This window comes from Flexivirga sp. G2, from assembly GCF_055397625.1.
The window spans coordinates 810,172-828,862 of the sequence record NZ_AP039675.1 but is presented as its reverse complement, the minus strand read 5'-3'; the positions used below and the strand labels follow the sequence as shown (position 1 = coordinate 828,862).

The window sequence follows — 18,691 nt, the reverse complement described above, 5'->3', positions numbered from 1 at the left end:
GCACTCACCCCGTCGCAGGACCCTCGCACCCATGCCCACCCGCCCCTTCCGCGCGCTGGTCGGGGTCGTCACCGCAGTCCTCGTCACGGGATCGCTGGTGGCGCCGAGCGGCTCGGCCGCTGCGGCACCGGCCACAGCACCGGTAGCCGCAGCGGCGAGCACTTCGTCGTCGCAGGATCGTGCCGACCACGGCGGCCAGCTCGCCGGCCTGGACGGCGCCGACTCGGTCTACCTGCGCCAGCGCCGTACCGCGGTTGCCCCTGGCCTGGACCTGACGTCGTTCCAGCGGCTGCAACCGGGTGGCTGGGTCACCGGCAGCGTGATGACCGCCGATCTGAACACACCGTCCCTCTCACTCGGTCTCTCCGACGGCGGAGCGGTCTCCGGCGCCAACGCACCGGTGAGTGAGTTCGCCGACCAGCCGAACGTCGTCGCCGCGGTCAACGGCGACTACTACGACATGAACGCCTCGGACGCACCGGTCGGCACCGACATCGATCACGGCCGGGTCCACAACGCCGGGTCGACGCCGCGCCAGGCGTTCACCGTCACCGACGGCAAGGCCGCGATCCGCGCGCTGATGTCGGCGGCAACGCTCACCGCCGGCGGGTCCACCACCAAGGTCGCCGCGGTGAATTCGCCTACCTTCGCAGCGAACTCGGTCGGTCTGTTCACCTCACTCTGGGGCAAGTACCCGATCGGACGGCTGATCGGCAAGACCGAGCCGGTCCGCATCGTGACCGTGCGCAACGGCGTCGTCACGGCGGTCAGCAACGACCGGACTGCACTCGACAACGCGGCCGACATACCCTCCGGGAGCTCGATGCTCGTCGCGCGCGGCACTGCCGTCGACAACCTCGACCAGCTCGCCGTCGGCGACAAGGCATCGGTCACGGTCACGGCCAACGCGTCGGTGGATCTCGCGGTCGGAGGCAGCCAGCGGCTGCTCACCGACGGCGCGAAGACCTCTGACGATGAAGTCACCGCGGCCCGCACCGCGATCGGCATCAGCAAGGACGGCAGCCACCTCTGGGTCGTCAGCCTCGACGGCCGCCAGGGCGACAGCCACGGTATGACGATCCAGGAACTCGCCGGCTTCATGGATGATCTCGGCGCGTGGAACGCCGTCAACCTGGACGGCGGCGGCTCGACGGACCTGGTGGCCCGGCCTGCAGGCACCAAGGACCTGACCGTCGTCGGTCGTCCGTCCGACGGTGCGGAGCGGCACGTCTCCAATGCCCTCGTATTCCGGTCGACCGCGACGGGTCCGTCCACGAAGGTTGCCGTCCGGCCGGCTCTCCAGCCCGCGGCAGGCCTGGCCACCGATGGCGCCGCCGAGACACTGATCGGCCTGAGTCGCACGGTGCGCGGGACGCGACTGGCAGCCGATTTCGCCCCCACCGCCGGTGGCGGTCACTTCACCGTGGCGCCTGGTCATGTGCTGCAGCAGGTGTCCGGCAACCCCACGGAGACGGTGGTGCGCGGCCGCGCGACGGGCACCGCCGACGTGACCTTCCGCTCCGACCGCGACCGGAAATCCGTCCCGATCACCGTGCACGGCAAGGTTTCTCGCGTCATACCGTCCGACAGCGTGCTGTCGATCCCGTCGGCGGACGACACCGGCACACTCAGCCTGACCGCCGCGGACTCCGACGGGTTCACCGTGCCGGTCGAGACCCGCGATGTCGCAGTGACCGCCGGCGACGGCGTCACCGTCACCACCGAGGGACCCGCCGGATTCCGGATCACGCCGACCAGCGACAAGGTGTCCACCTCGATCACGTTCACCGTCGCCGGCCATCAGGTGACGGTCCCGGTCACCGTCGGGTATGACGAGAAGACGCTGGCCGACTTCACCGATGCGGCCTCGTGGACGTTCGCGGCCGACCGCGCCACCGGATCGGTCGCTCCGGCCGACGGACCGGACGGTAGCAAGGGGCTGGCACTCGGCTTCGATTTCAGCACGACCACCGCAACCCGTGGTGCGTATGCCGTGCCGCCCCAACCGATCTCGGTCCCAGGTCAGCCGCAGGCACTGTCGCTCTGGATCAAGGGCAACAGCAAGGGTGAATGGCCGCGGCTGATGGTCACCAAGGGTGACGGCACCACCACGAATCTGGACCCGGAACAGGGTGCGAGCAATCCGATTGTCACCTGGGACGGTTGGCAGCAGGTGCTCTTCCCCGTGCCGGCGGGGACGCCATACCCGTTGACAGTGACCAGAATCCGCTTCATGGAGACGCGGTCGGACGCGAGCTACACCGACCAGCTGGCGGTGGCCGGACTGACCGCACAGGTCCCGCCCGCGAGCTCGCTGCCCGACACGCCGTGGCCGACCGATCCGGCTGTCGTCACGAACGGCACCACCGACAACAGTCCGCAGCGGATCGCGGTCATGAGCGACACCCAGTTCGTCGCGCGCGACCCGAACTCGCCGATCGTGGCAGCCGGACGTCGTGCGTTGCGCGAGATCGTCGCGTCCAAGCCGGACCTGCTGGTCATCGACGGTGACCTGGTCGACGAGGCCTCCCCTGCGGACATCGCGTTCGCGAAGAAGTTCCTCGACGAGGAGGTCGGCACGAAGATCCCCTACATCTACGTTCCGGGCAATCACGAGGTAATGGGCGGCCCGATCAGCAACTTCGAGTCGGTCTTCGGTGCCACCTCGACACATCGCGACCTGGGTCGCACCAGGATCATCACGCTCGACTCGTCGTCGGGCACGCTGCACCCGGGCGGCTCGACGGAGCAGCTGCGGATGCTGCAGGAGCAGCTTGCCGACGCCGCGAAGAACCCGCGCATCACCGGCGTGCTCGTCTTCAACCATCACCCGGTCGACGACCCGCAGCCGGACAAGGCGTCGCAGCTCGGCGACCGCTACGAGGCAGCGGCGCTGGAGCGCAGTCTCGCCCAATTCACTGCAACCAGCGGCAAATCCGTTGCCCAGGTCAACGGTCACATCGGCATCTTCTACACCGACTCCGCCGGTGGCGTGACCCGCGTGACCAATGGCAACTCGGGCAAGACGCCGAGCGGCTCACCGGAGCAGGGCGGCTTCACCGGCTGGACGATGCTGGGCGTCGACCCCGGCGCCGGCCGGGTCGGGACCGTGCCACGGACCGGTGCCCGGCTGCAGTGGCTGCGCGTTCAGACCCACGCCCGGGTAGACGCGCTGAAGCTGTCCGCGCCGGCGACGCTCGCCGTCGGCCACACTGCGAAGGCCACCGCGACGATCGACCAGGACGAGACCCGCACGGTCCCGGTCGCTTGGCCGGTCAGCGCGCAGTGGGGTGGCCAGGGAGTCCGGATCGGCACGGGCCACGGACCGGCGATCGTGTCGTTCGACCCGGCCACCGGCACCCTCACCGGCCTGCGACGTGGCACCGCGACGCTGCGGGTCACCGTCAACGGAGTCACGCAGGACGCGACGATCCGGGTCGGCTGACGGTCACGCCGCCGCGGTGGCCTTCTCCAGGTCGGCCAGCGCGTCCTCGAGGTGGTGGATCATCCGCTGCACCGACGGGGCGCTGCTGCGGCAGGCGGTGATGCCGAAGTCGATCTGGTCGTCATACGTGACCAGCGTGATGTTCATGGCCAGGCCGTCCAACGGGATCGACGCCGGGTACGTGCCCTCGAGGTGAGCACCGTTGAAATACATCTGTTTTCGTGGTCCGGGCACATTGGAGATGATGACGTTGAACGGCGGCCGGCCGCCCAGGCTGTATGTCGGGAGCATCGACAGCCCGAGTCCGGCGACGTTGTAGCCCGACATCAGCAACAGCTGCAGCGTGGTGAGTTCCCCCATGGTCTGCTTGGCCGCGGTCGTGGACTCGTGGACCGCCTCGATCCGCTCGACCGGGTCCTCGAGATCCGTGCCGAGGTTCGCGATCATCGCACCGATCTCGTTGCCGCCGACCTCGCTCTTCTCGTCCCGGAGGTTGATCGGGCACATGGCCGTCAGCGACCGGTCCGGCAGCTCGTCGAGCTCGCCCAGGTAACGACGCAGCGCACCGCCGCAGACCGCGAGCACGCAGTCGTTCAGCGACACGTCGCACGCCGTCGCCACGGCCCGGAACCGCTCGAGGCCGAACGACTGGGCGACGAAGCGGCGAGCGCCGCCGATCCGGCCGTTGAGGATCGTCCGCGGCGCGTCGAAGGGTGTCGTCAACCCGGTGTCACGCAACGACCGGTAGGCGACCTTCAGCGAGTTGGGCCCGATGCTGGCCAACTCGCCGGCGACGTCGAGACCGCCGCGCAGCAGGGTGATCGGGTTCGGCATACCCAGCCCTGACCGTTTGCCGCCCACCGTGCCCTCGACCGCTTCGGCCGGCAACGCGTAGGGCGGGATGCAGTCACGCGCGTCGGGGTCGGGACTGCACGCCTGCTGCATGAGGTGCAGTGCGGACACGCCGTCGACCAGAGCGTGGTGGACCTTGGTGAAGACGGCGACGCGGCCGTCCTCGAGCCCCTCGACGGTGTGCACCTCCCACAGTGGCCGGTGCCGGTCGAGCAGCGACCCCTGCCACCGCGATGCGAGCTCGAACAGCTCGCGCAACCGCGCCGGCCCGGGCACCGCCGACCGCCGGATGTGGTGGTCCAGATCCAGGCTGTTGTCGACCGACCAGCGGAAGTTGCCGAGCAGCCCCACCGGGTCCTTGGGCTTGAGCCGGAAGCGCGGGCTGATCTGCTCGGGTTCGATCGCCATCAGCTGGTCGCGCACCCAGGTCGCGGGTTCGCCGTCGGGGACGGTGAACAGCTGGAGGCCGCCGACGTGCATCGGATGCTCGCGCGACTCGATCAGCAGGAAGCCCGAATCGACCGGTCCCATTCCTGGCATGCGTTTCTCCGCCTCTCCGTTCAAGGTCACCCTGGTTACGCCACGGTAGGCCTAGGGTAAGGCTCCGGACAGCGGCACTTCACGTGCTGGACCAGTCAATCGACGGAGGACGAGGTATGACGTCGCCGGCCCGGTCGACACCCGCGCGGATGACCGCGGTCAGATCGAAGTTCCCACGGACCAGCCGTCGGTCCGCAGCGTTGGCCGGCGGCATGCGCTCGGTCGCCAAGCCGGCGCTCAACGCGTGGAGCTATGCGCCGGTCCTGTCCAGGCTGTCGCGCGTCATGGACCGGACCGCCGACCGGCTGACGCTGCCGAACGGCACCACGGTCGAGACCGTCCAGCTGGGCGCCTGCCACGCGGAATGGGTCCGCGCACCCCGCGCCCGCGACGACGGCGCCGTCCTCTACCTGCACGGTGGTGCGTTCATCGTCTGCAGCCTGGCCTCGCACCGGCGGTTGGTCGCGGCCACCTCGCGCGTCTGCCGGGTGCCGGTGCTCAACGTCGACTTCCGGATGCTGCCCGAGGTCACCATCGAGGGCATGATCGGCGACTGTCTGGCCGGATACCGCTGGCTGCTCGACCAGGGCTATGCGCACGACCGGATCAGCATCGTCGGTGATTCGGCCGGCGGCTACCTCGCGTTCGCGGTCGCGCTCGCGCTGCGCGACGAGAACCTGCCGATGCCGGCATCGATCGCCGGTATGTCGCCGCTGCTCGACCTCAGCGTCGAGCGCAAGGCGGCCAGTCCGCACAGCGAGAAGTGCGACCTGTTCACGGTGCGGGCGTGTCGTGCGCTGCAGCACCTCGTCGCCCACGTCGACGACCTGCACGAGACCCAGGGTGAGCGGGTCTGTCCGATCGACGCCGACCTGCACGGGTTGCCGCCGGTGCTCATCCAGATGGGGTCGCGGGAGATCCTGCGGCCGGACGCCGAGGTGATGACCGACCGCCTGGCGGCCGCCGGAGTGCCGACGCAGTTGCAGATCTGGACCGGTCAGGTGCACGTATTCCAGGCGGCGGCGTCGTGGGTGCCCGAGGCCGCCGCGGCCATGCGGGAGCTCGGCCGCTTCGTGCGTGGCAACCTCGCGGCCGGTCAGCCCGCGGGCAGTTCGCGGGTCGCGCGCGCCTCCTCGGCGCGCGCCGCCAGTTCGTCATCCGCCGGGTAGCTGACCTCTTCCAGGCACAGTCCGTGCGGGGGCATCACGCGGACGCCCGGGTCGCGCTGCCGAGCGGTCAACACCTGCGCAGGCCACTCCTCGGTATGCCGCCCCAGTCCGACCGGGACCACGGAGCCCACCAGCGAACGCACCATCGAGTGACAGAACGCGTCGGCCAGGACCGTGCCGACCAGGACACCATCGGCGTCCCGCTCCCAGTGGTAATCGAGCAGCGTACGGACCGTCGTCGCACCCTCGCGCTTCTTGCAGAACGCCGCAAAGTCCTTCAGCCCCACCAGTTTTCGCGAAGCGACGGTCATGGCATCGACGTCCAGCGGTCCACGGACCACGACCGTGTCGCGTCGGCGGATCGGGTCGGCAGCGGCGGGATCGTCGAGCAGGCGATAGCTGTAGCGACGGGACACCGCCGAGAAACGCGCGTCGAACCCGGGCGCCGCGGGCGCCACACGGTGCACGACCATGTCGGACGGCAACACCCCACCGAGCCGGGTGACTGCCGCCTCCGATGGGCCGCGACTCGAACGGCCGGGGAGGGCGGCATACAAGGCGTTGTCGAGGTCGACGTGGCACACCGCGCCGCGCGCGTGCACCCCGGCGTCGGTACGCCCGGCGACCGTCAGTTTCGGCGGGTCGCACCGCAGGATGGTGCCGAGTCCCTCGGACAGGGTCTGCTCCACGGTGCGCCGGCCGGGCTGTGCGGCCCAGCCGGAGAAGTCGGTGCCGTCATACCCGAAGTCGATCCGCAACCGCATGGCGGAAGCCTATCCGCCGCCGAACATGGTCAATCGTCCAATTTCGCACGCCGGCGCCATACGCGTGCCAGGATGCCGAAGGTGAGCTACTCGCCCCGTGCCGCCATCGCGGCGGCCTACTTCGCCCAGGGCTGTGTCTTCCTGTCGCTGACGACGCGCCTGCCGAAGTTCGAGGACCACTGGGGCATCTCGCAATTGGGCCTGACCCTGATCATGCTGATGATCGTGTTGCTCGCCGGCGGCGGATCTCTGCTGTCCGAGAAACTCGCACCGCGACGTGGCAGCGCGATCGTGCTGCGCGCCGGCCTGCTCGGGATCGTCGTCGCGCTGGTGATCAGCGGCAATGCGCCGAACATCCCGGTCCTCATCGCCGGGCTGGCGATCTACGGCGTGTGCCTGGGCATGGTGGACGCGACCACGAACATGCAGGCCGTGTCGCTCGAACATCAGCTGCGGCGGACCGTGCTGCCGTCCTTCCACGGCGCCTGGACCGCCGGCGGCATCGCCGGCACGCTGATCACGCTGGCGCTGCCGCATGCGTCCATCGCACTCCTGTCGAGCGGGCTGGCGGTGATCCCGCTCGTCGTCGGCTTCGCGCGCTTCCTGCCGGGCTCCGGGGCGGCGCCGGATCCGGCGACGGCACAAGGCATTCCGTGGCGGCCGATCCTGCTGGTCGGCGCAGCCTGCGTGATCTTCTACACCGTCGACACGGCCTCGACCACGTGGGGATCGGTCTACTTCGACCACACCCTCGACGCACCGCACGGCCTCGTCGCGCTGGCCACCCTCCCCTACCTGGTGGCCTCGCTGGGCGCCCGGGTCCTGGGTGATCGACTCACCGACCGGCTGGGCGCGACCCGGCTGCTCGGCAGCGGAGCGGCGATCGCGATCGTCGGGCTGGTCGTGGTGGTCGCCGCTCCGTCCTGGCCGGTCGGGATCGTCGGCTTCCTGGTCCTCGGCGCCGGGATCGCCGTCGTCGCCCCGCTGTCCTATTCGGCTGCGGCGACCCTGGCTCGAGGCGGCGGCGACCTCGACCCGGACACCGCGCGCGCTCGCACCGATGCGGTCATCGCCCGCTTCAACCAGTTCAACTACGTCGGTGCCCTGGTCGGGTCGGTGCTCACCGGTGCGATCGGCACCGGCTCGCTGCGCATCGGGTATGCCGTGCCGGTCGTCCTGCTGCTCGCGCTCTTCCCGCTGGCGAAGGTCTTCGACCGGTCCCGGTTGGCCGCAGCGGCGACGGCCGGCTGAGGCGGGGCAGCGGGGGTGCGCCGGGGCACGCCTGAACCAAACTCTCCCCAGGGGAACCTTCGGCACACCCGGACCGGCATACCCGGGACCGTTCTCGACCCTGGGGAGACTTCGGCACACCCGCGCCGGTCGCCAGACAACGACAAAGCGGCCCGGACCCGCAGTTGCGGATCCGGGCCACTTCAGTGGACCTGGAGGGTCACTCCTCGTCGGCGCCCTCGGCGTCGTCGGCCTCGACCTGCTGGGCCTTCTCGCCACCGGCCGGCTCGAAGCCGGCTGCAGCAGCGGCCTCGGCGGTCGTGAACCAGACCTCGGCGACGGTCGAGTCGTACCAACGCGATCCGGCCACGTGGTACTTCATCGAGTCCTCGTTGCCCTTGACCGTGAACTTCTCGGCGTCGGGCGACGCGCCACCCTCGAGGGGGACTGCCGACTCGGGACCGAACTTGCCCTCGGCGACCTCGTCGGTGGACGCAGCAGCGGCGGCGTCCTCCTTGACCGAGCGCTTGGTGGCGGCCTCGGCCTCGGCGACAACGGCGCGCTTCGGCTTGGCGTTGACGGGCTCGCGGACGAGCTCGATGACGGCCATCGGCGCGTTGTCACCCTTGCGGGGACCGATCTTGGTGATGCGGGTGTAACCACCCTGGCGGTCGGTCATGTCCGGCGCGATCTCGGTGAAGAGACGGTGCACGACACCCTTGTCACGGATGACAGTCATGACACGACGACGAGCGTGCAGGTCACCGCGCTTGGCGAAGGTCACCAGACGCTCGGCGAGCGGGCGCAGGCGCTTGGCCTTGGCCTCGGTCGTGGTGATCCGGTCGTGCTCGAACAGTGCCTGCGCCAGGTTGGCCAGGATCAGCCGCTCGTGCGCGGGGCCGCCACCGAGACGGGGACCCTTTGTTGGGGTAGGCATGAATACTCCTTGTATGTCGAATCACGTTGCGTTGCAGCGTGATTCACCGAACTTTGGTGGCGTTGCTCAGTACTGCTCGTCTTCGGCGAAGCTGCCGTCGGCGTCCTCGTCGTCGTAACGGTCCGCAATGGCGCTCGCGTCGAACCCGGGAGGGCTGTCCTTGAGCTGCAGGCCCATCTCGACCAGCTTGTCCTTGACCTCGTCGATGGACTTCGCACCGAAGTTGCGGATGTCCAGCAGGTCGGCCTCGCTGCGTCCGACGAGCTCACCCACGGTGTGGATGCCCTCGCGCTTGAGGCAGTTGTAGGAGCGGACGGTCAGGTCCAGGTCCTCGATCGGCAGGGCCAGGTCCGCGGCCAGCGCGGCGTCGGTCGGGCTCGGGCCCATGTCGATGCCCTCGGCCTCGACGTTGAGCTCACGGGCCAGGCCGAACAGCTCGACCAGCGTCTTGCCGGCGGAGGCCATGGCATCGCGCGGGGCGATGGCGTTCTTGGTCTCCACGTCGACGATCAGCTTGTCGAAGTCGGTGCGCTGCTCGACACGGGTCGCCTCGACCTTGTAGGTCACGGCGAGCACCGGCGAGTAGATCGAGTCGACCGGGATGCGGCCGATCTCGTGGTCGGCGGACTTGTTCTGCTGCGCCGAGACGTAGCCGCGACCGCGCTCGACGGTCAGCTCCATCTCGATCTTGCCCTTGTCGTTCAGGGTGGCGATGTGCAGGTCGGGGTTGTGCACCTCGACACCGGCCGGCGGCGCGATGTCCGCGGCGGTGACCTCACCGGCGCCCTGCTTGCGCAGGTACATGACGACCGGCTCGTCGTGCTCGGACGAGACGACCAGACCCTTGACGTTCAGGATGATCTCGGTGACGTCCTCCTTGACCCCGGGGATCGTGGAGAACTCGTGCTGCACACCGTCGATGCGCAGGCTGGTGACGGCGGCACCCGGGATGCTCGAGAGCAGGGTGCGACGCAGCGAGTTGCCGAGCGTGTAGCCGAAACCCGGCTCCAGCGGCTCGATGACGAAACGCGAACGGTTGTCGGAGACAACGTCTTCGCTCAGAGAGGGGCGCTGTGCGATAAGCACTGTGTCTTTTCCTTTCCTCAGGGCGACCGCTATATGAAGCCCTGTGAACCCGGCAGGCGACTCTGTATTCGCCCGCGGTTATGCAGTTGTGCCGAGTGACGGCTTCTTCGCCGAGTGACGGCGAGATCTGACCGTCACTCACCGAAGAAGCCGTCACTCGCGATCTCAGGTGACCGCCGGACCCCAGCTTGCCTGAACGACAAGCCGACCGGCGCGGAGGCGACGACCAGGTCAGGCAGCGGTGCAAGCGAGCTTGCGAGCCGCACCGCTGCCCGACCTGCGAGGAGCCGTAGCAGAAAGCTCAGTTCTTGGAGTACAACTCGACGATGAGCTGCTCGGTGAGAGCGATGTCGATCTGCTCGCGAACCGGCAGCGAGTGGATCAGGATCTGCAGCGTCTCCGGGACGACGTGCATCCAGGCCGGGGCCTGACGCTCACCGAAGGTCTCGCGAGCGAGCTGCACCGGGAACTTCTCCCGGGACTGCTTGCGGACGGTGATGATGTCGTACTGCTCGACGCGGTAGGACGGAACGTCGACGCGCTTGCCGTTGACCTCGAAGTGACCGTGGGTCACCATCTGGCGGGCGGCGCGGCGGGTACGCGCCAGGCCGGCGCGGTAGATGACGCTGTCCAGGCGCGACTCCAGGATGACCAGCAGGTTCTCACCGGTCTTGCCGGGGCGACGAGCTGCTTCCTTGTAGTAGCGGACGAACTGCTTCTCCATGACGCCGTAGGTGAAGCGAGCCTTCTGCTTCTCCTGCAGCTGGGTGAGGTATTCCTTCTCCTGCACCCGGCCACGGCCGTGCTGGCCGGGCGGGAAGGGGCGCATCTCGAAGTTCTTGTCGCCACCGACGAGGTCGGTCTTGAGACGACGCGACTTCTTGGTGATCGGGCCGGTGTAACGGGCCATGAGTCAAATCTCCTTCAGAAAGTCTGGTCGCGCTCAGCTACGACGCTTGGGCTGGCGGACACCGTTGTGCGGCTGCGGGGTGACGTCGGAGATCGCTCCGACCTCGAGGCCGGCAGCAGCCAACGAACGGATGGCGGTCTCACGGCCCGAACCCGGGCCCTTGACGAAGACGTCGACCTTGCGCATGCCGTGGTCCATCGCACGACGCGCGGCGGCCTCGGCGGCCATCTGCGCGGCATACGGCGTCGACTTGCGCGAGCCCTTGAAGCCGACCTGGCCGGCGGACGCCCACGAGATCACTGCACCGGTCGGGTCGGTGATCGAGACGATGGTGTTGTTGAAGGTGCTGCGGATGTAGGCGTGGCCCGCAGCGACGTTCTTCTTCTCCTTGCGGCGCACCTTCTTGGCGCCGGAAGCCTGACGGCTCTTGGGAGGCATGAATTCTCCTGAAAACTAAAGACGATGTGGTGAGAGGTGTCCCGATCGCGTGGAACGCGAAGGGATTACTTGGCCTTCTTCTTACCGGCGACCGTGCGCTTCGGGCCCTTGCGGGTGCGAGCGTTGGTCTTGGTGCGCTGGCCGTGCACGGGCAGACCCCGGCGGTGGCGCAGGCCCTGGTAGGAACCGATTTCGACCTTGCGGCGAATGTCAGAGGCGATCTCACGCCGCAGGTCACCTTCGAGGCGGTAGTTGCCCTCGAGGTAGTCACGCAGCTTGACGACTTCGTCTTCGGAGAGGTCGCGGACACGAGTGTCCGGGCTGACGCCGGTGGATTCCAGCGCCGCAGCGGCGCGGGTCTTCCCGACGCCGAAAATGTAGGTGAGTGCAACCTCGACGCGCTTCTCACGCGGCAGGTCGACACCAATCAAGCGTGCCATCAGGCAGTTCTCCTGTTGTCTCGCAGAGGTCTGGTGCGTGATCGGTCCCGCGTCAGCCGGAGTGGCTGGATTGCTGGGTCCCGGGCCTCTGCGCCCGGGGTGACGTCCACGCCAGAGATCTGTCGTGGAGTGAGGATCACGCGAATAGAAAGGATTTTCAGTTGTTCACTTCTTGCGTCGGATGACGAAGACGCGAGTTGTGCAGGTGGTCAGCCCTGACGCTGCTTGTGGCGAGCGTTCTCACAGATCACCATGACCCGACCGTTGCGGCGGATCACCTTGCACTTGTCGCAAATCTTCTTGACGCTCGGCTGGACCTTCATCGCACCTTTTGTCTTGAAGTCAGGTCACCGCGGAAAGGCGGTGACGGGGCGAGCTTTGCCGATGGATCAGCGGTAACGGAAGACGATCCGGCCACGGGTCAGGTCATACGGGCTGAGCTCCACCACTACGCGGTCCTCGGGGAGAATCCGGATGTAGTGCTGTCGCATCTTCCCGGAGATGTGCGCGAGCACCTTGTGACCGTTGGTCAGCTCCACCCGGAACATTGCGTTCGGGAGGGCCTCGACGATCGTGCCCTCGATCTCGATGACACCGTCCTTCTTGGCCATGCCTTCCTAACTGATTCTCGGCGGGACACTCTCCGGTTGAGAATGCCCCTGCTGGCATCGGGTAATGACGTGCAGATTGCCCATGTCCGGACACACGCCGACCACACTCAGTGGTGAAACCCCCGATGTGGATGGCGGGCGGACCGTGTCCGGGCAAGCAGACACTCCAGACCCGACAGGTCAGTCTACCCGTCGACCCCGCACGCCCCAAATCGGCGGGAACGGAGCACTCTCGGCTCCGCGCCCGCTGTTCAGCCTGCAGCCGACAGCACGGTCGTTCCGGATGTCGGTGTCGGCTGCAGGCTGTTCCGGCTCAGTTTCCGGTCGCGTCGGTCTCCGGGGCCTCCGTCGGCTTCTCGGCGACCGGCTTCAGCGGCGACGAGTCCGTCTTCCCCCACGCGGCCCATCCGTCCGGGCTGGGCCCGGTCGGCTCGTCCGGCTTGTTCTTCTTCTGCGGTGCGTCGGCCATGCGCTCTTCCCCTTCGGTTGCGCCCGGCTACTCGATCGGGGCGTAGGTCGCACCGACCCTGCCGAGCTCGGCGGCTCCCCCATCAACTGCAGTCAGCACCCAGAGGCCGCCATCGGTCACTGCAACAGTGTGCTCCCAATGAGCCGCACGTGCACCGTCGTTCGTGACAACGGTCCATTCGTCCGCGAGTTCATGGGACTCGTGGGTGCCGAGTGTCAGCATCGGCTCGACCGCGACGGTTGCACCGACCCGCACCCGCGGACCGTGTGGCCGCACCCGCTCGTTGTAGACGGTGGGCTCCATGTGCATCTCGGTGCCGATGCCGTGGCCGGTGTAGCCGTCGAGAATGCCGTAGTCACGATCGTCGGCGCGGCCGCTGCTGCGCACCGAGTCCTCGATGTCGCCGCCGATGTCGTAGATGCCGATGCCCGGACGCAACGCGGCGATGCCTGCCCAGAGCGCCCGGCGGGTGGCTGCGGAGAGCTGCAGGTCGGCGTCGTGTCCGGCGTCGTCCCCGCCCACGACCACCGTGATCGCGGCATCCCCGTGCCAGCCGGCGACGATCGCGCCGCAGTCGATCGAGACCAGGTCACCGTCGTGCAGCACCCGGTCGCCCGGGATCCCGTGCACGACCTCGTCGTTCACCGAGACGCACAACGTGCCCGGGAAGCCGTAGTAGCCCAGGAAGCTCGGTATGCCGCCGTGCCCGCGGATGAACTCCTCGGCGACCGTGTCGAGGTCGCGCGTCGTCATACCGGCGCGGACCGAGCCGGCCAGCAGCTCGAGGCACTCCCCGACGACCAGCCCGGCCCGGCGCATGAGCAGGATCTGCTCCGGCGTCTTGACCGGCAACCGCTCCCGGCCGAGTATCACGCGGTCGCGAGTCCGTCCAGCGCGGCGTCGATGCGCTCGGTCACCTCGTCCAGGTCGCCGACACCGTCGATCGGGACCACCAGGTTGCGCTCGGAGTAGATCCGCACCAGCGGTGCGGTCTCCTCACGGAAGATGCGCTGCCGCTCGCGGATGACCTCTTCGGTGTCATCGGTGCGGCCGCTGGTCTCCGCGCGCTTCACCAGTCGCGCGACGAGCTCCTGGTCGTCGACCTGCAGCTCCAGCACCGCGTCCAGCTGCTGTCCCCAACCGGCGAGCAGCTCGTCGAGCGCCTCGACCTGCGCGACCGTGCGCGGGTAGCCGTCGAGCAGGAAGCCGTCCCGTGCGTCGTCAGCGGCCAGCCGGTCGGCCACGATCTCGTTGGTGATCTCGTCGGTGACGTAACCGCCGGCGTCGAGGATCCCCTTGACCTGCTTGCCGAGCGGAGTCTCACGTCGAATGTTGTCCCGGAAGATGTCGCCGGTCGAGATGTGCGGGATGCGCCGAGATCCGGTGATCCGCTCGGCTTGCGTGCCCTTGCCCGCACCAGGCGGACCCAGAATGATGAGGCGCATTTATCTCAGGAACCCTTCGTAGTGATGCTGCTGCAGCTTGGAGTTGATCTGCTTGACGGTATCGAGACCGACACCTACGAGGATGATGATGGAGGCGCCACCGAACGGGAAGTTCTGGTTGGTCCCCACCAGGGCCAGCGCGATCAGCGGGATGAGCGCCAGGATCGCCAGGTAGATCGCGCCGCCGACGGTGATGCGGGACAGCACGTAGTTGATGTACTTCGAGGTCGCCTTACCGGCGCGCACGCCCGGGATGAACGACCCGGACTGCTTCAGCCCGTCCGCGACCTCGTCGGGCTGGTAGGTGATCGACACGTAGAAGAACGTGAAGAACAGGATCAGGATCGTGTAGACGATCATGTATGACGGGTGGTCGCTCTTGCCGAGGTTGTTGAAGATCCACTCGGCCCATCCGGCCGGCGCCTTGCTACCGCCCTGCGGGTTGGTGAACTGCGCGACCATCACCGGCAACGACAGCAACGAGCTGGCGAAGATGATCGGGATGACGTTGGCCATGTTGACCTTGAGCGGGATGTAGGTGGAGGTGCCGCCATACATCCGCCGGCCGATCATCCGCTTGGCGTACTGCACCGGCAGGCGGCGGATGGAGTTCTCGACGTAGACCACGATGGTCAGGATGACCAGGCCCATCAGGACCACCATGAAGAACTTGCCCCAGCCCTGGTTGTGGATCGACCAGATCTCCGAGGGCACCCGGGCGGCGACCGAGACGAGGATCAGGATCGACATACCCTGGCCGACGCCCTTCTCGGTGACCTGCTCACCGAGCCACATGATCAGGCCGGTGCCGGCGGTGAAGGTCAGCACCATGATGATCAGCGTCGGCATCGCACCGTCGGTCATGATGTTGCCGCACGCCGGCCCGTTGCCCAGGATCGACTGCGGGTTGTTGTGCACCGCGGTGACCAGCGTCGAGGACTGCAGGATGGCCAGACCGATCGTCAGATAACGCGTGTACTGCGTCATCTTGGTCTGGCCGGACTGGCCTTCCTTCTTCAGCTGCTCGAACTTCGGGATGACGACCGTCAGCAACTGCACGATGATCGTCGCGGTGATGTAGGGCATGATGCCCAGCGCGAAGATCGACAGCTGCAGCAGCGCGCCACCGGAGAAGAGGTTGGCCAGGCCGAGCAGCGACTGCTGGCCCGCGCCCTTCTGACAGGCCTGGACCTGGGAGTAGTTGATGCCGGGGGCCGGGATGTGCGATCCGAGCCGGAACACCGCGACGATAGCCAGCGTGAACAAGATCTTGTTCCGCAGCTCGGGCGTGCGAAACGCGCGGCCGAAGACGTTGAACAACGTGAGTCCTCCTGGGCGAACCTCCGCGGGAGAAGGTAGGCCGTGACAAGTGCCGGCAGGTCCGGTGCGGACCCTCGAGCCGGCCGGGCCCACACCGTTCGGTGGAGGCACGTGTTGAGCTGGCTGAAGTTTATTCGGTGCCAGAGATTACCTGGCCGGTTCTGCGCGAGAGCCGTTGGGATACGCAAAGCCTCCCGCCGGTGCCCGATATATGCGAAACGCTCCGCGGGAACAACGAGACGTGCTGTCCCGTCGTTCCCGCGGAGCGCTTACGCGTGCGGATCAGACACTGGTCAGGGTGCCGCCCGCCGCTTCGACCTTTTCCTTGGCCGAATCGGAGAACTTCTGCACGGAGAGGTTCACCTTGACGGTGATCTCGCCGGTGCCGAGCACCTTGACCGGCTGGCCCTTGCGGACCGCGCCCTTGGCGACCAGGTCCTCGACGGTGATGTCGCCACCGTCGGGGAACAGTGCCGAGATCTTGTCCAGGTTGACAACCTGGTACGTGACCTTGAACGGGTTCTTGAAGCCCCGCATCTTCGGCAGTCGCATGTGGATCGGCGTCTGGCCACCCTCGAAGCCCTCGGGCACCTGGTAGCGCGCCTTCGTTCCCTTGGTGCCGCGACCGGCGGTCTTGCCCTTCGAGCCCTCACCGCGACCCACACGGGTCTTCGCGGTCTTGGCACCGGGAGCAGGACGCAGGTGGTGCACCTTCAGTGCGTGCGTCTTCTCTTCAGCCATCACTTCTCCTCAACGGTCACCAGGTGGGCGACCGCGCGAACCATGCCACGGAACTCCGGGCTGTCCGGCTTCTCGACCGTGTGACCGATCCGCTTCAGGCCGAGCGACCGCAAGGTCTCCCGGTGTTGCGGCTTGCCACCGATCTCCGAACGGATCTGCGTCACAACCAACGTGTTCGCCATCAGGCACCTGCCTTGTCGTTCTGCGCGGCGGCGGTGGCCTCGGCCATCGCGTAACGCATCCGGGCCGGGGCAACCTGGTCCAGCGGCAGACCGCGACGGGCCGCAACGGCCTCCGGGCGCTCGAGGCCCTTCAGCGCGGTGACGGTCGCGTGCACGATGTTGATCGCGTTGTCCGAGCCGAGCGACTTGGACAGGACGTCGTGGATGCCGGCGCACTCCAGGACGGCGCGCACCGGGCCACCGGCGATGACACCGGTACCGGGGCTGGCCGGACGGAGCAGGACGACGCCCGCTGCATCCTCACCCTGCACCGGGTGAGGGATGGTGCCGCCGATCATCGGGACGCGGAAGAAGGACTTCTTCGCCTCCTCGACACCCTTGGCGATGGCGGACGGAACTTCCTTGGCCTTGCCGTAGCCGACACCGACGCTGCCCTGGCCGTCACCGACGACGACGAGCGCGGTGAAGCTGAAGCGGCGACCACCCTGCACAACCTTGGACACACGGTTGATGGTGACGACGCGCTCCAGGTACTGGTTACGGTCGTCGCCACCGCGGCGACCACCGCGGTCGTTGTCCCGACCGCCGCGACGGTTGTTGTTCTCGTTGTTGTTCGAGCTGCTGCCGGCTCCGGCAGCGCCTCGACGCTGGGGTCCAGGCATCAGTGCTTCCTCATTTCGACATTGAACGTGGTCATCAGAGAGTCAGTCCACCTTCCCGGGCACCGTCCGCGATGGCGGCGACCCGACCGGCGTACTTGTTGCCGCCGCGGTCGAAGACGACTGCCTCGACACCGGCTGCCTTGGCACGCTCTGCAACCAGCTCGCCGACCTTGCGGGCCTTGGCGGTCTTGTCGCCGTCGAGCGCACGCAGGTCCGCCTCCATGGTCGACGCGGACGCGACGGTCTTGCCGACGGTGTCGTCGACGACCTGCACGAACACGTGACGCGAGGAGCGGTTGACGACCAGGCGGGGACGCTGCGCCGTACCGGTGACACGCTTGCGCAACCGGAAGTGGCGACGAGCGCGGGCCGCAGCCTTGCTCGTGGAACGCTTCACAATCTTTGCCATGGCTTACTTACCAGCCTTTCCGACCTTGCGGCGGATGTGCTCGCCTTCGTAACGAACACCCTTTGCCTTGTACGGGTCGGGCTTGCGCAGCTTGCGGATGTTGGCGGCAACCTCACCGACCTGCTGCTTGTCGACACCGCTGACCGAGAACCGGGTGGGGTTCTCGACCGCGAAGGTGATGCCCTGGGGAGCCTTGACCAGGATCGAGTGGCTGTAGCCGAGAGCGAACTCGAGGTCCGAACCCTTGGCGGTCACGCGATAACCGGTTCCGTGGATCTCCAGCTTCTTGGTGAAGCCATCGGTCACACCAACGACCATGTTGTTGATGAGGCTGCGGGTCAGTCCGTGGCGGGACCGCGAGTCGCGCTCATCGTTGGGGCGCGATACGTCGATCACACCGTCCTCGCCCTTGGCGACGGTGATCGGCTCCGGCACAGTGAGCTCGAGCTGGCCCTTGGGGCCCTTGACCGACACGGCCTGGCCGTTGATGGTCACCTCGACACCGCTGGGCACCGGAACGGGAAGACGTCCAATACGCGACATCTGTCTATCTCCTTATCTGTTCCGGGTCACCAGACGTAGGCGAGGACTTCCCCGCCAACGCCCTTGCTCGCCGCTTGCCTGTCAGTCAGCAGGCCGGACGAAGTGGAAAGGATGGCAACGCCGAGACCGCCGAGAACCTTCGGCAGGTTGGTGGACTTGGCGTAGACCCGCAGGCCGGGCTTGCTCACGCGGCGGACGCCGGCGATGGAGCGCTCCCGGTTGGGGCCGTACTTCAGATCGATGGTGAGCGTCTTGTCGACGCCCTCGCCCTCGACGCGGAAGCCGGAGATGTAACCCTCCGCCTGGAGGATCTCGGCGATGTGCGCCTTGAGCTTGCTGTGCGGCATGGTCGCCGCGTCGTGGTGCGCCGAGTTGGCGTTCCGCACGCGGGTCAGCATGTCCGCGATCGGGTCGGTCATGGTCATGGTGGGCACTTGCCCTTCTCACCGTGGTTTCTGCCCCGTTGCCGGATGCGGACCTTCGGTGTAGTTGTTACGT

At 67.5% G+C, this 18,691-nt stretch carries 22 protein-coding genes; 3 read left to right on the top strand and 19 right to left on the bottom strand.

All coding sequences use genetic code 11. The features are described 5' to 3' along the window. Nucleotides 1-31: 31 nt before the first annotated feature. The gene (locus tag ACZ50J_RS04160) at nucleotides 32-3,445 is read left to right on the top strand and encodes a phosphodiester glycosidase family protein (protein WP_464300009.1); all 3,414 of its coding nucleotides are present in this window, start codon (nucleotides 32-34) and stop codon (nucleotides 3,443-3,445) included. Between the two features lie 3 nt (nucleotides 3,446-3,448). Here the strand turns inward: ACZ50J_RS04160 and ACZ50J_RS04155 are convergent, their stop codons facing one another. Next, complete coding sequence (locus ACZ50J_RS04155; RefSeq protein ID WP_464300008.1) at nucleotides 3,449-4,837, bottom strand: WS/DGAT/MGAT family O-acyltransferase; 1,389 nt, start codon at nucleotides 4,835-4,837, stop codon at nucleotides 3,449-3,451. A gap of 116 nt (nucleotides 4,838-4,953) precedes the next feature. Between ACZ50J_RS04155 and ACZ50J_RS04150 the strand changes: the two genes are divergently transcribed. Beyond that, complete coding sequence (locus ACZ50J_RS04150) at nucleotides 4,954-6,006, top strand: alpha/beta hydrolase (RefSeq protein WP_464300007.1); 1,053 nt, start codon at nucleotides 4,954-4,956, stop codon at nucleotides 6,004-6,006. On the opposite strand, the gene ACZ50J_RS04145 is transcribed toward ACZ50J_RS04150, so the two are convergent. Then, entirely contained in the window at nucleotides 5,934-6,770 is an 837-nt protein-coding gene (locus ACZ50J_RS04145; protein ID WP_464300006.1) for a tRNA pseudouridine synthase A, read from the bottom strand. The genes ACZ50J_RS04150 and ACZ50J_RS04145 overlap by 73 nt on opposite strands. An 81-nt stretch (nucleotides 6,771-6,851) precedes the next feature. Here ACZ50J_RS04145 and ACZ50J_RS04140 point away from each other — a divergent pair, with 81 nt between their 5' ends. Then, nucleotides 6,852-8,021, top strand: a complete 1,170-nt coding sequence (locus tag ACZ50J_RS04140; protein ID WP_464300005.1) for an MFS transporter — start codon at nucleotides 6,852-6,854, stop codon at nucleotides 8,019-8,021. Nucleotides 8,022-8,220: 199 nt separating this feature from the next. Here the strand turns inward: ACZ50J_RS04140 and rplQ are convergent, their stop codons facing one another. The 17 genes from rplQ to rpsH all read right to left on the bottom strand — a co-directional run bounded on the left by rplQ (nucleotide 8,221) and on the right by rpsH (nucleotide 18,618). Continuing rightward, complete coding sequence (rplQ, locus tag ACZ50J_RS04135) at nucleotides 8,221-8,937, bottom strand: 50S ribosomal protein L17, sunset domain variant (protein WP_464300004.1); 717 nt, start codon at nucleotides 8,935-8,937, stop codon at nucleotides 8,221-8,223. Nucleotides 8,938-9,003: 66 nt separating this feature from the next. After that, entirely contained in the window at nucleotides 9,004-10,023 is a 1,020-nt protein-coding gene (locus tag ACZ50J_RS04130; protein ID WP_382400531.1) for a DNA-directed RNA polymerase subunit alpha, read from the bottom strand. A gap of 301 nt (nucleotides 10,024-10,324) precedes the next feature. Further along, entirely contained in the window at nucleotides 10,325-10,933 is a 609-nt protein-coding gene (gene rpsD, locus ACZ50J_RS04125) for a 30S ribosomal protein S4 (RefSeq protein WP_464300003.1), read from the bottom strand. Between the two features lie 33 nt (nucleotides 10,934-10,966). Then, nucleotides 10,967-11,371 (bottom strand): 30S ribosomal protein S11, encoded by a 405-nt coding sequence (gene rpsK / locus ACZ50J_RS04120; protein ID WP_171153451.1) that lies wholly within the window; start codon nucleotides 11,369-11,371, stop codon nucleotides 10,967-10,969. A 65-nt stretch (nucleotides 11,372-11,436) separates the two neighbouring features. Then, nucleotides 11,437-11,811: a 30S ribosomal protein S13 gene (gene rpsM, locus ACZ50J_RS04115; protein ID WP_325548875.1), complete on the bottom strand. Its 375-nt coding sequence runs from the start codon at nucleotides 11,809-11,811 to the stop codon at nucleotides 11,437-11,439. Between the two features lie 209 nt (nucleotides 11,812-12,020). After that, the gene (gene rpmJ, locus ACZ50J_RS04110) at nucleotides 12,021-12,134 is read right to left on the bottom strand and encodes a 50S ribosomal protein L36 (RefSeq protein ID WP_019286332.1); all 114 of its coding nucleotides are present in this window, start codon (nucleotides 12,132-12,134) and stop codon (nucleotides 12,021-12,023) included. 66 nt (nucleotides 12,135-12,200) lie between these two features. After that, a complete protein-coding gene (gene infA / locus ACZ50J_RS04105) occupies nucleotides 12,201-12,422 on the bottom strand; it encodes a translation initiation factor IF-1 (RefSeq protein ID WP_006946284.1) in 222 nt (73 codons plus the stop codon). 313 nt (nucleotides 12,423-12,735) lie between these two features. Next, entirely contained in the window at nucleotides 12,736-12,891 is a 156-nt protein-coding gene (locus ACZ50J_RS04100) for a hypothetical protein (protein WP_464300002.1), read from the bottom strand. Nucleotides 12,892-12,918: 27 nt separating this feature from the next. Then, nucleotides 12,919-13,764: a type I methionyl aminopeptidase gene (gene map, locus ACZ50J_RS04095; RefSeq protein WP_464300001.1), complete on the bottom strand. Its 846-nt coding sequence runs from the start codon at nucleotides 13,762-13,764 to the stop codon at nucleotides 12,919-12,921. Further along, nucleotides 13,761-14,336: an adenylate kinase gene (locus ACZ50J_RS04090; protein ID WP_464300000.1), complete on the bottom strand. Its 576-nt coding sequence runs from the start codon at nucleotides 14,334-14,336 to the stop codon at nucleotides 13,761-13,763. Before ACZ50J_RS04090 ends, map begins: the two co-directional genes overlap by 4 nt. Next, nucleotides 14,337-15,656 carry a preprotein translocase subunit SecY gene (gene secY / locus ACZ50J_RS04085; RefSeq protein ID WP_464299999.1) on the bottom strand — a complete coding sequence of 440 codons (1,320 nt, stop codon included), beginning with the start codon at nucleotides 15,654-15,656 and terminating at the stop codon, nucleotides 14,337-14,339. It abuts the gene before it with no gap. Nucleotides 15,657-15,938: 282 nt separating this feature from the next. After that, a complete protein-coding gene (gene rplO / locus ACZ50J_RS04080) occupies nucleotides 15,939-16,397 on the bottom strand; it encodes a 50S ribosomal protein L15 (RefSeq protein WP_464299998.1) in 459 nt (152 codons plus the stop codon). After that, the gene (gene rpmD, locus ACZ50J_RS04075) at nucleotides 16,397-16,579 is read right to left on the bottom strand and encodes a 50S ribosomal protein L30 (protein ID WP_188839002.1); all 183 of its coding nucleotides are present in this window, start codon (nucleotides 16,577-16,579) and stop codon (nucleotides 16,397-16,399) included. The genes rplO and rpmD overlap by 1 nt, the downstream gene beginning before the upstream one ends. Beyond that, nucleotides 16,579-17,241 (bottom strand): 30S ribosomal protein S5, encoded by a 663-nt coding sequence (gene rpsE, locus ACZ50J_RS04070; RefSeq protein WP_464299997.1) that lies wholly within the window; start codon nucleotides 17,239-17,241, stop codon nucleotides 16,579-16,581. Before rpsE ends, rpmD begins: the two co-directional genes overlap by 1 nt. Before the next feature lie 34 nt (nucleotides 17,242-17,275). After that, on the bottom strand, nucleotides 17,276-17,650 hold the full coding sequence (gene rplR / locus ACZ50J_RS04065) for a 50S ribosomal protein L18 (protein WP_464299996.1): 375 nt from the start codon (nucleotides 17,648-17,650) through the stop codon (nucleotides 17,276-17,278). Nucleotides 17,651-17,653: 3 nt separating this feature from the next. Then, the gene (gene rplF, locus ACZ50J_RS04060; protein ID WP_464299995.1) at nucleotides 17,654-18,193 is read right to left on the bottom strand and encodes a 50S ribosomal protein L6; all 540 of its coding nucleotides are present in this window, start codon (nucleotides 18,191-18,193) and stop codon (nucleotides 17,654-17,656) included. A 26-nt stretch (nucleotides 18,194-18,219) separates the two neighbouring features. Continuing rightward, complete coding sequence (rpsH, locus tag ACZ50J_RS04055) at nucleotides 18,220-18,618, bottom strand: 30S ribosomal protein S8 (RefSeq protein ID WP_325548925.1); 399 nt, start codon at nucleotides 18,616-18,618, stop codon at nucleotides 18,220-18,222. Between the last annotated feature and the right edge of the window lie 73 nt (nucleotides 18,619-18,691).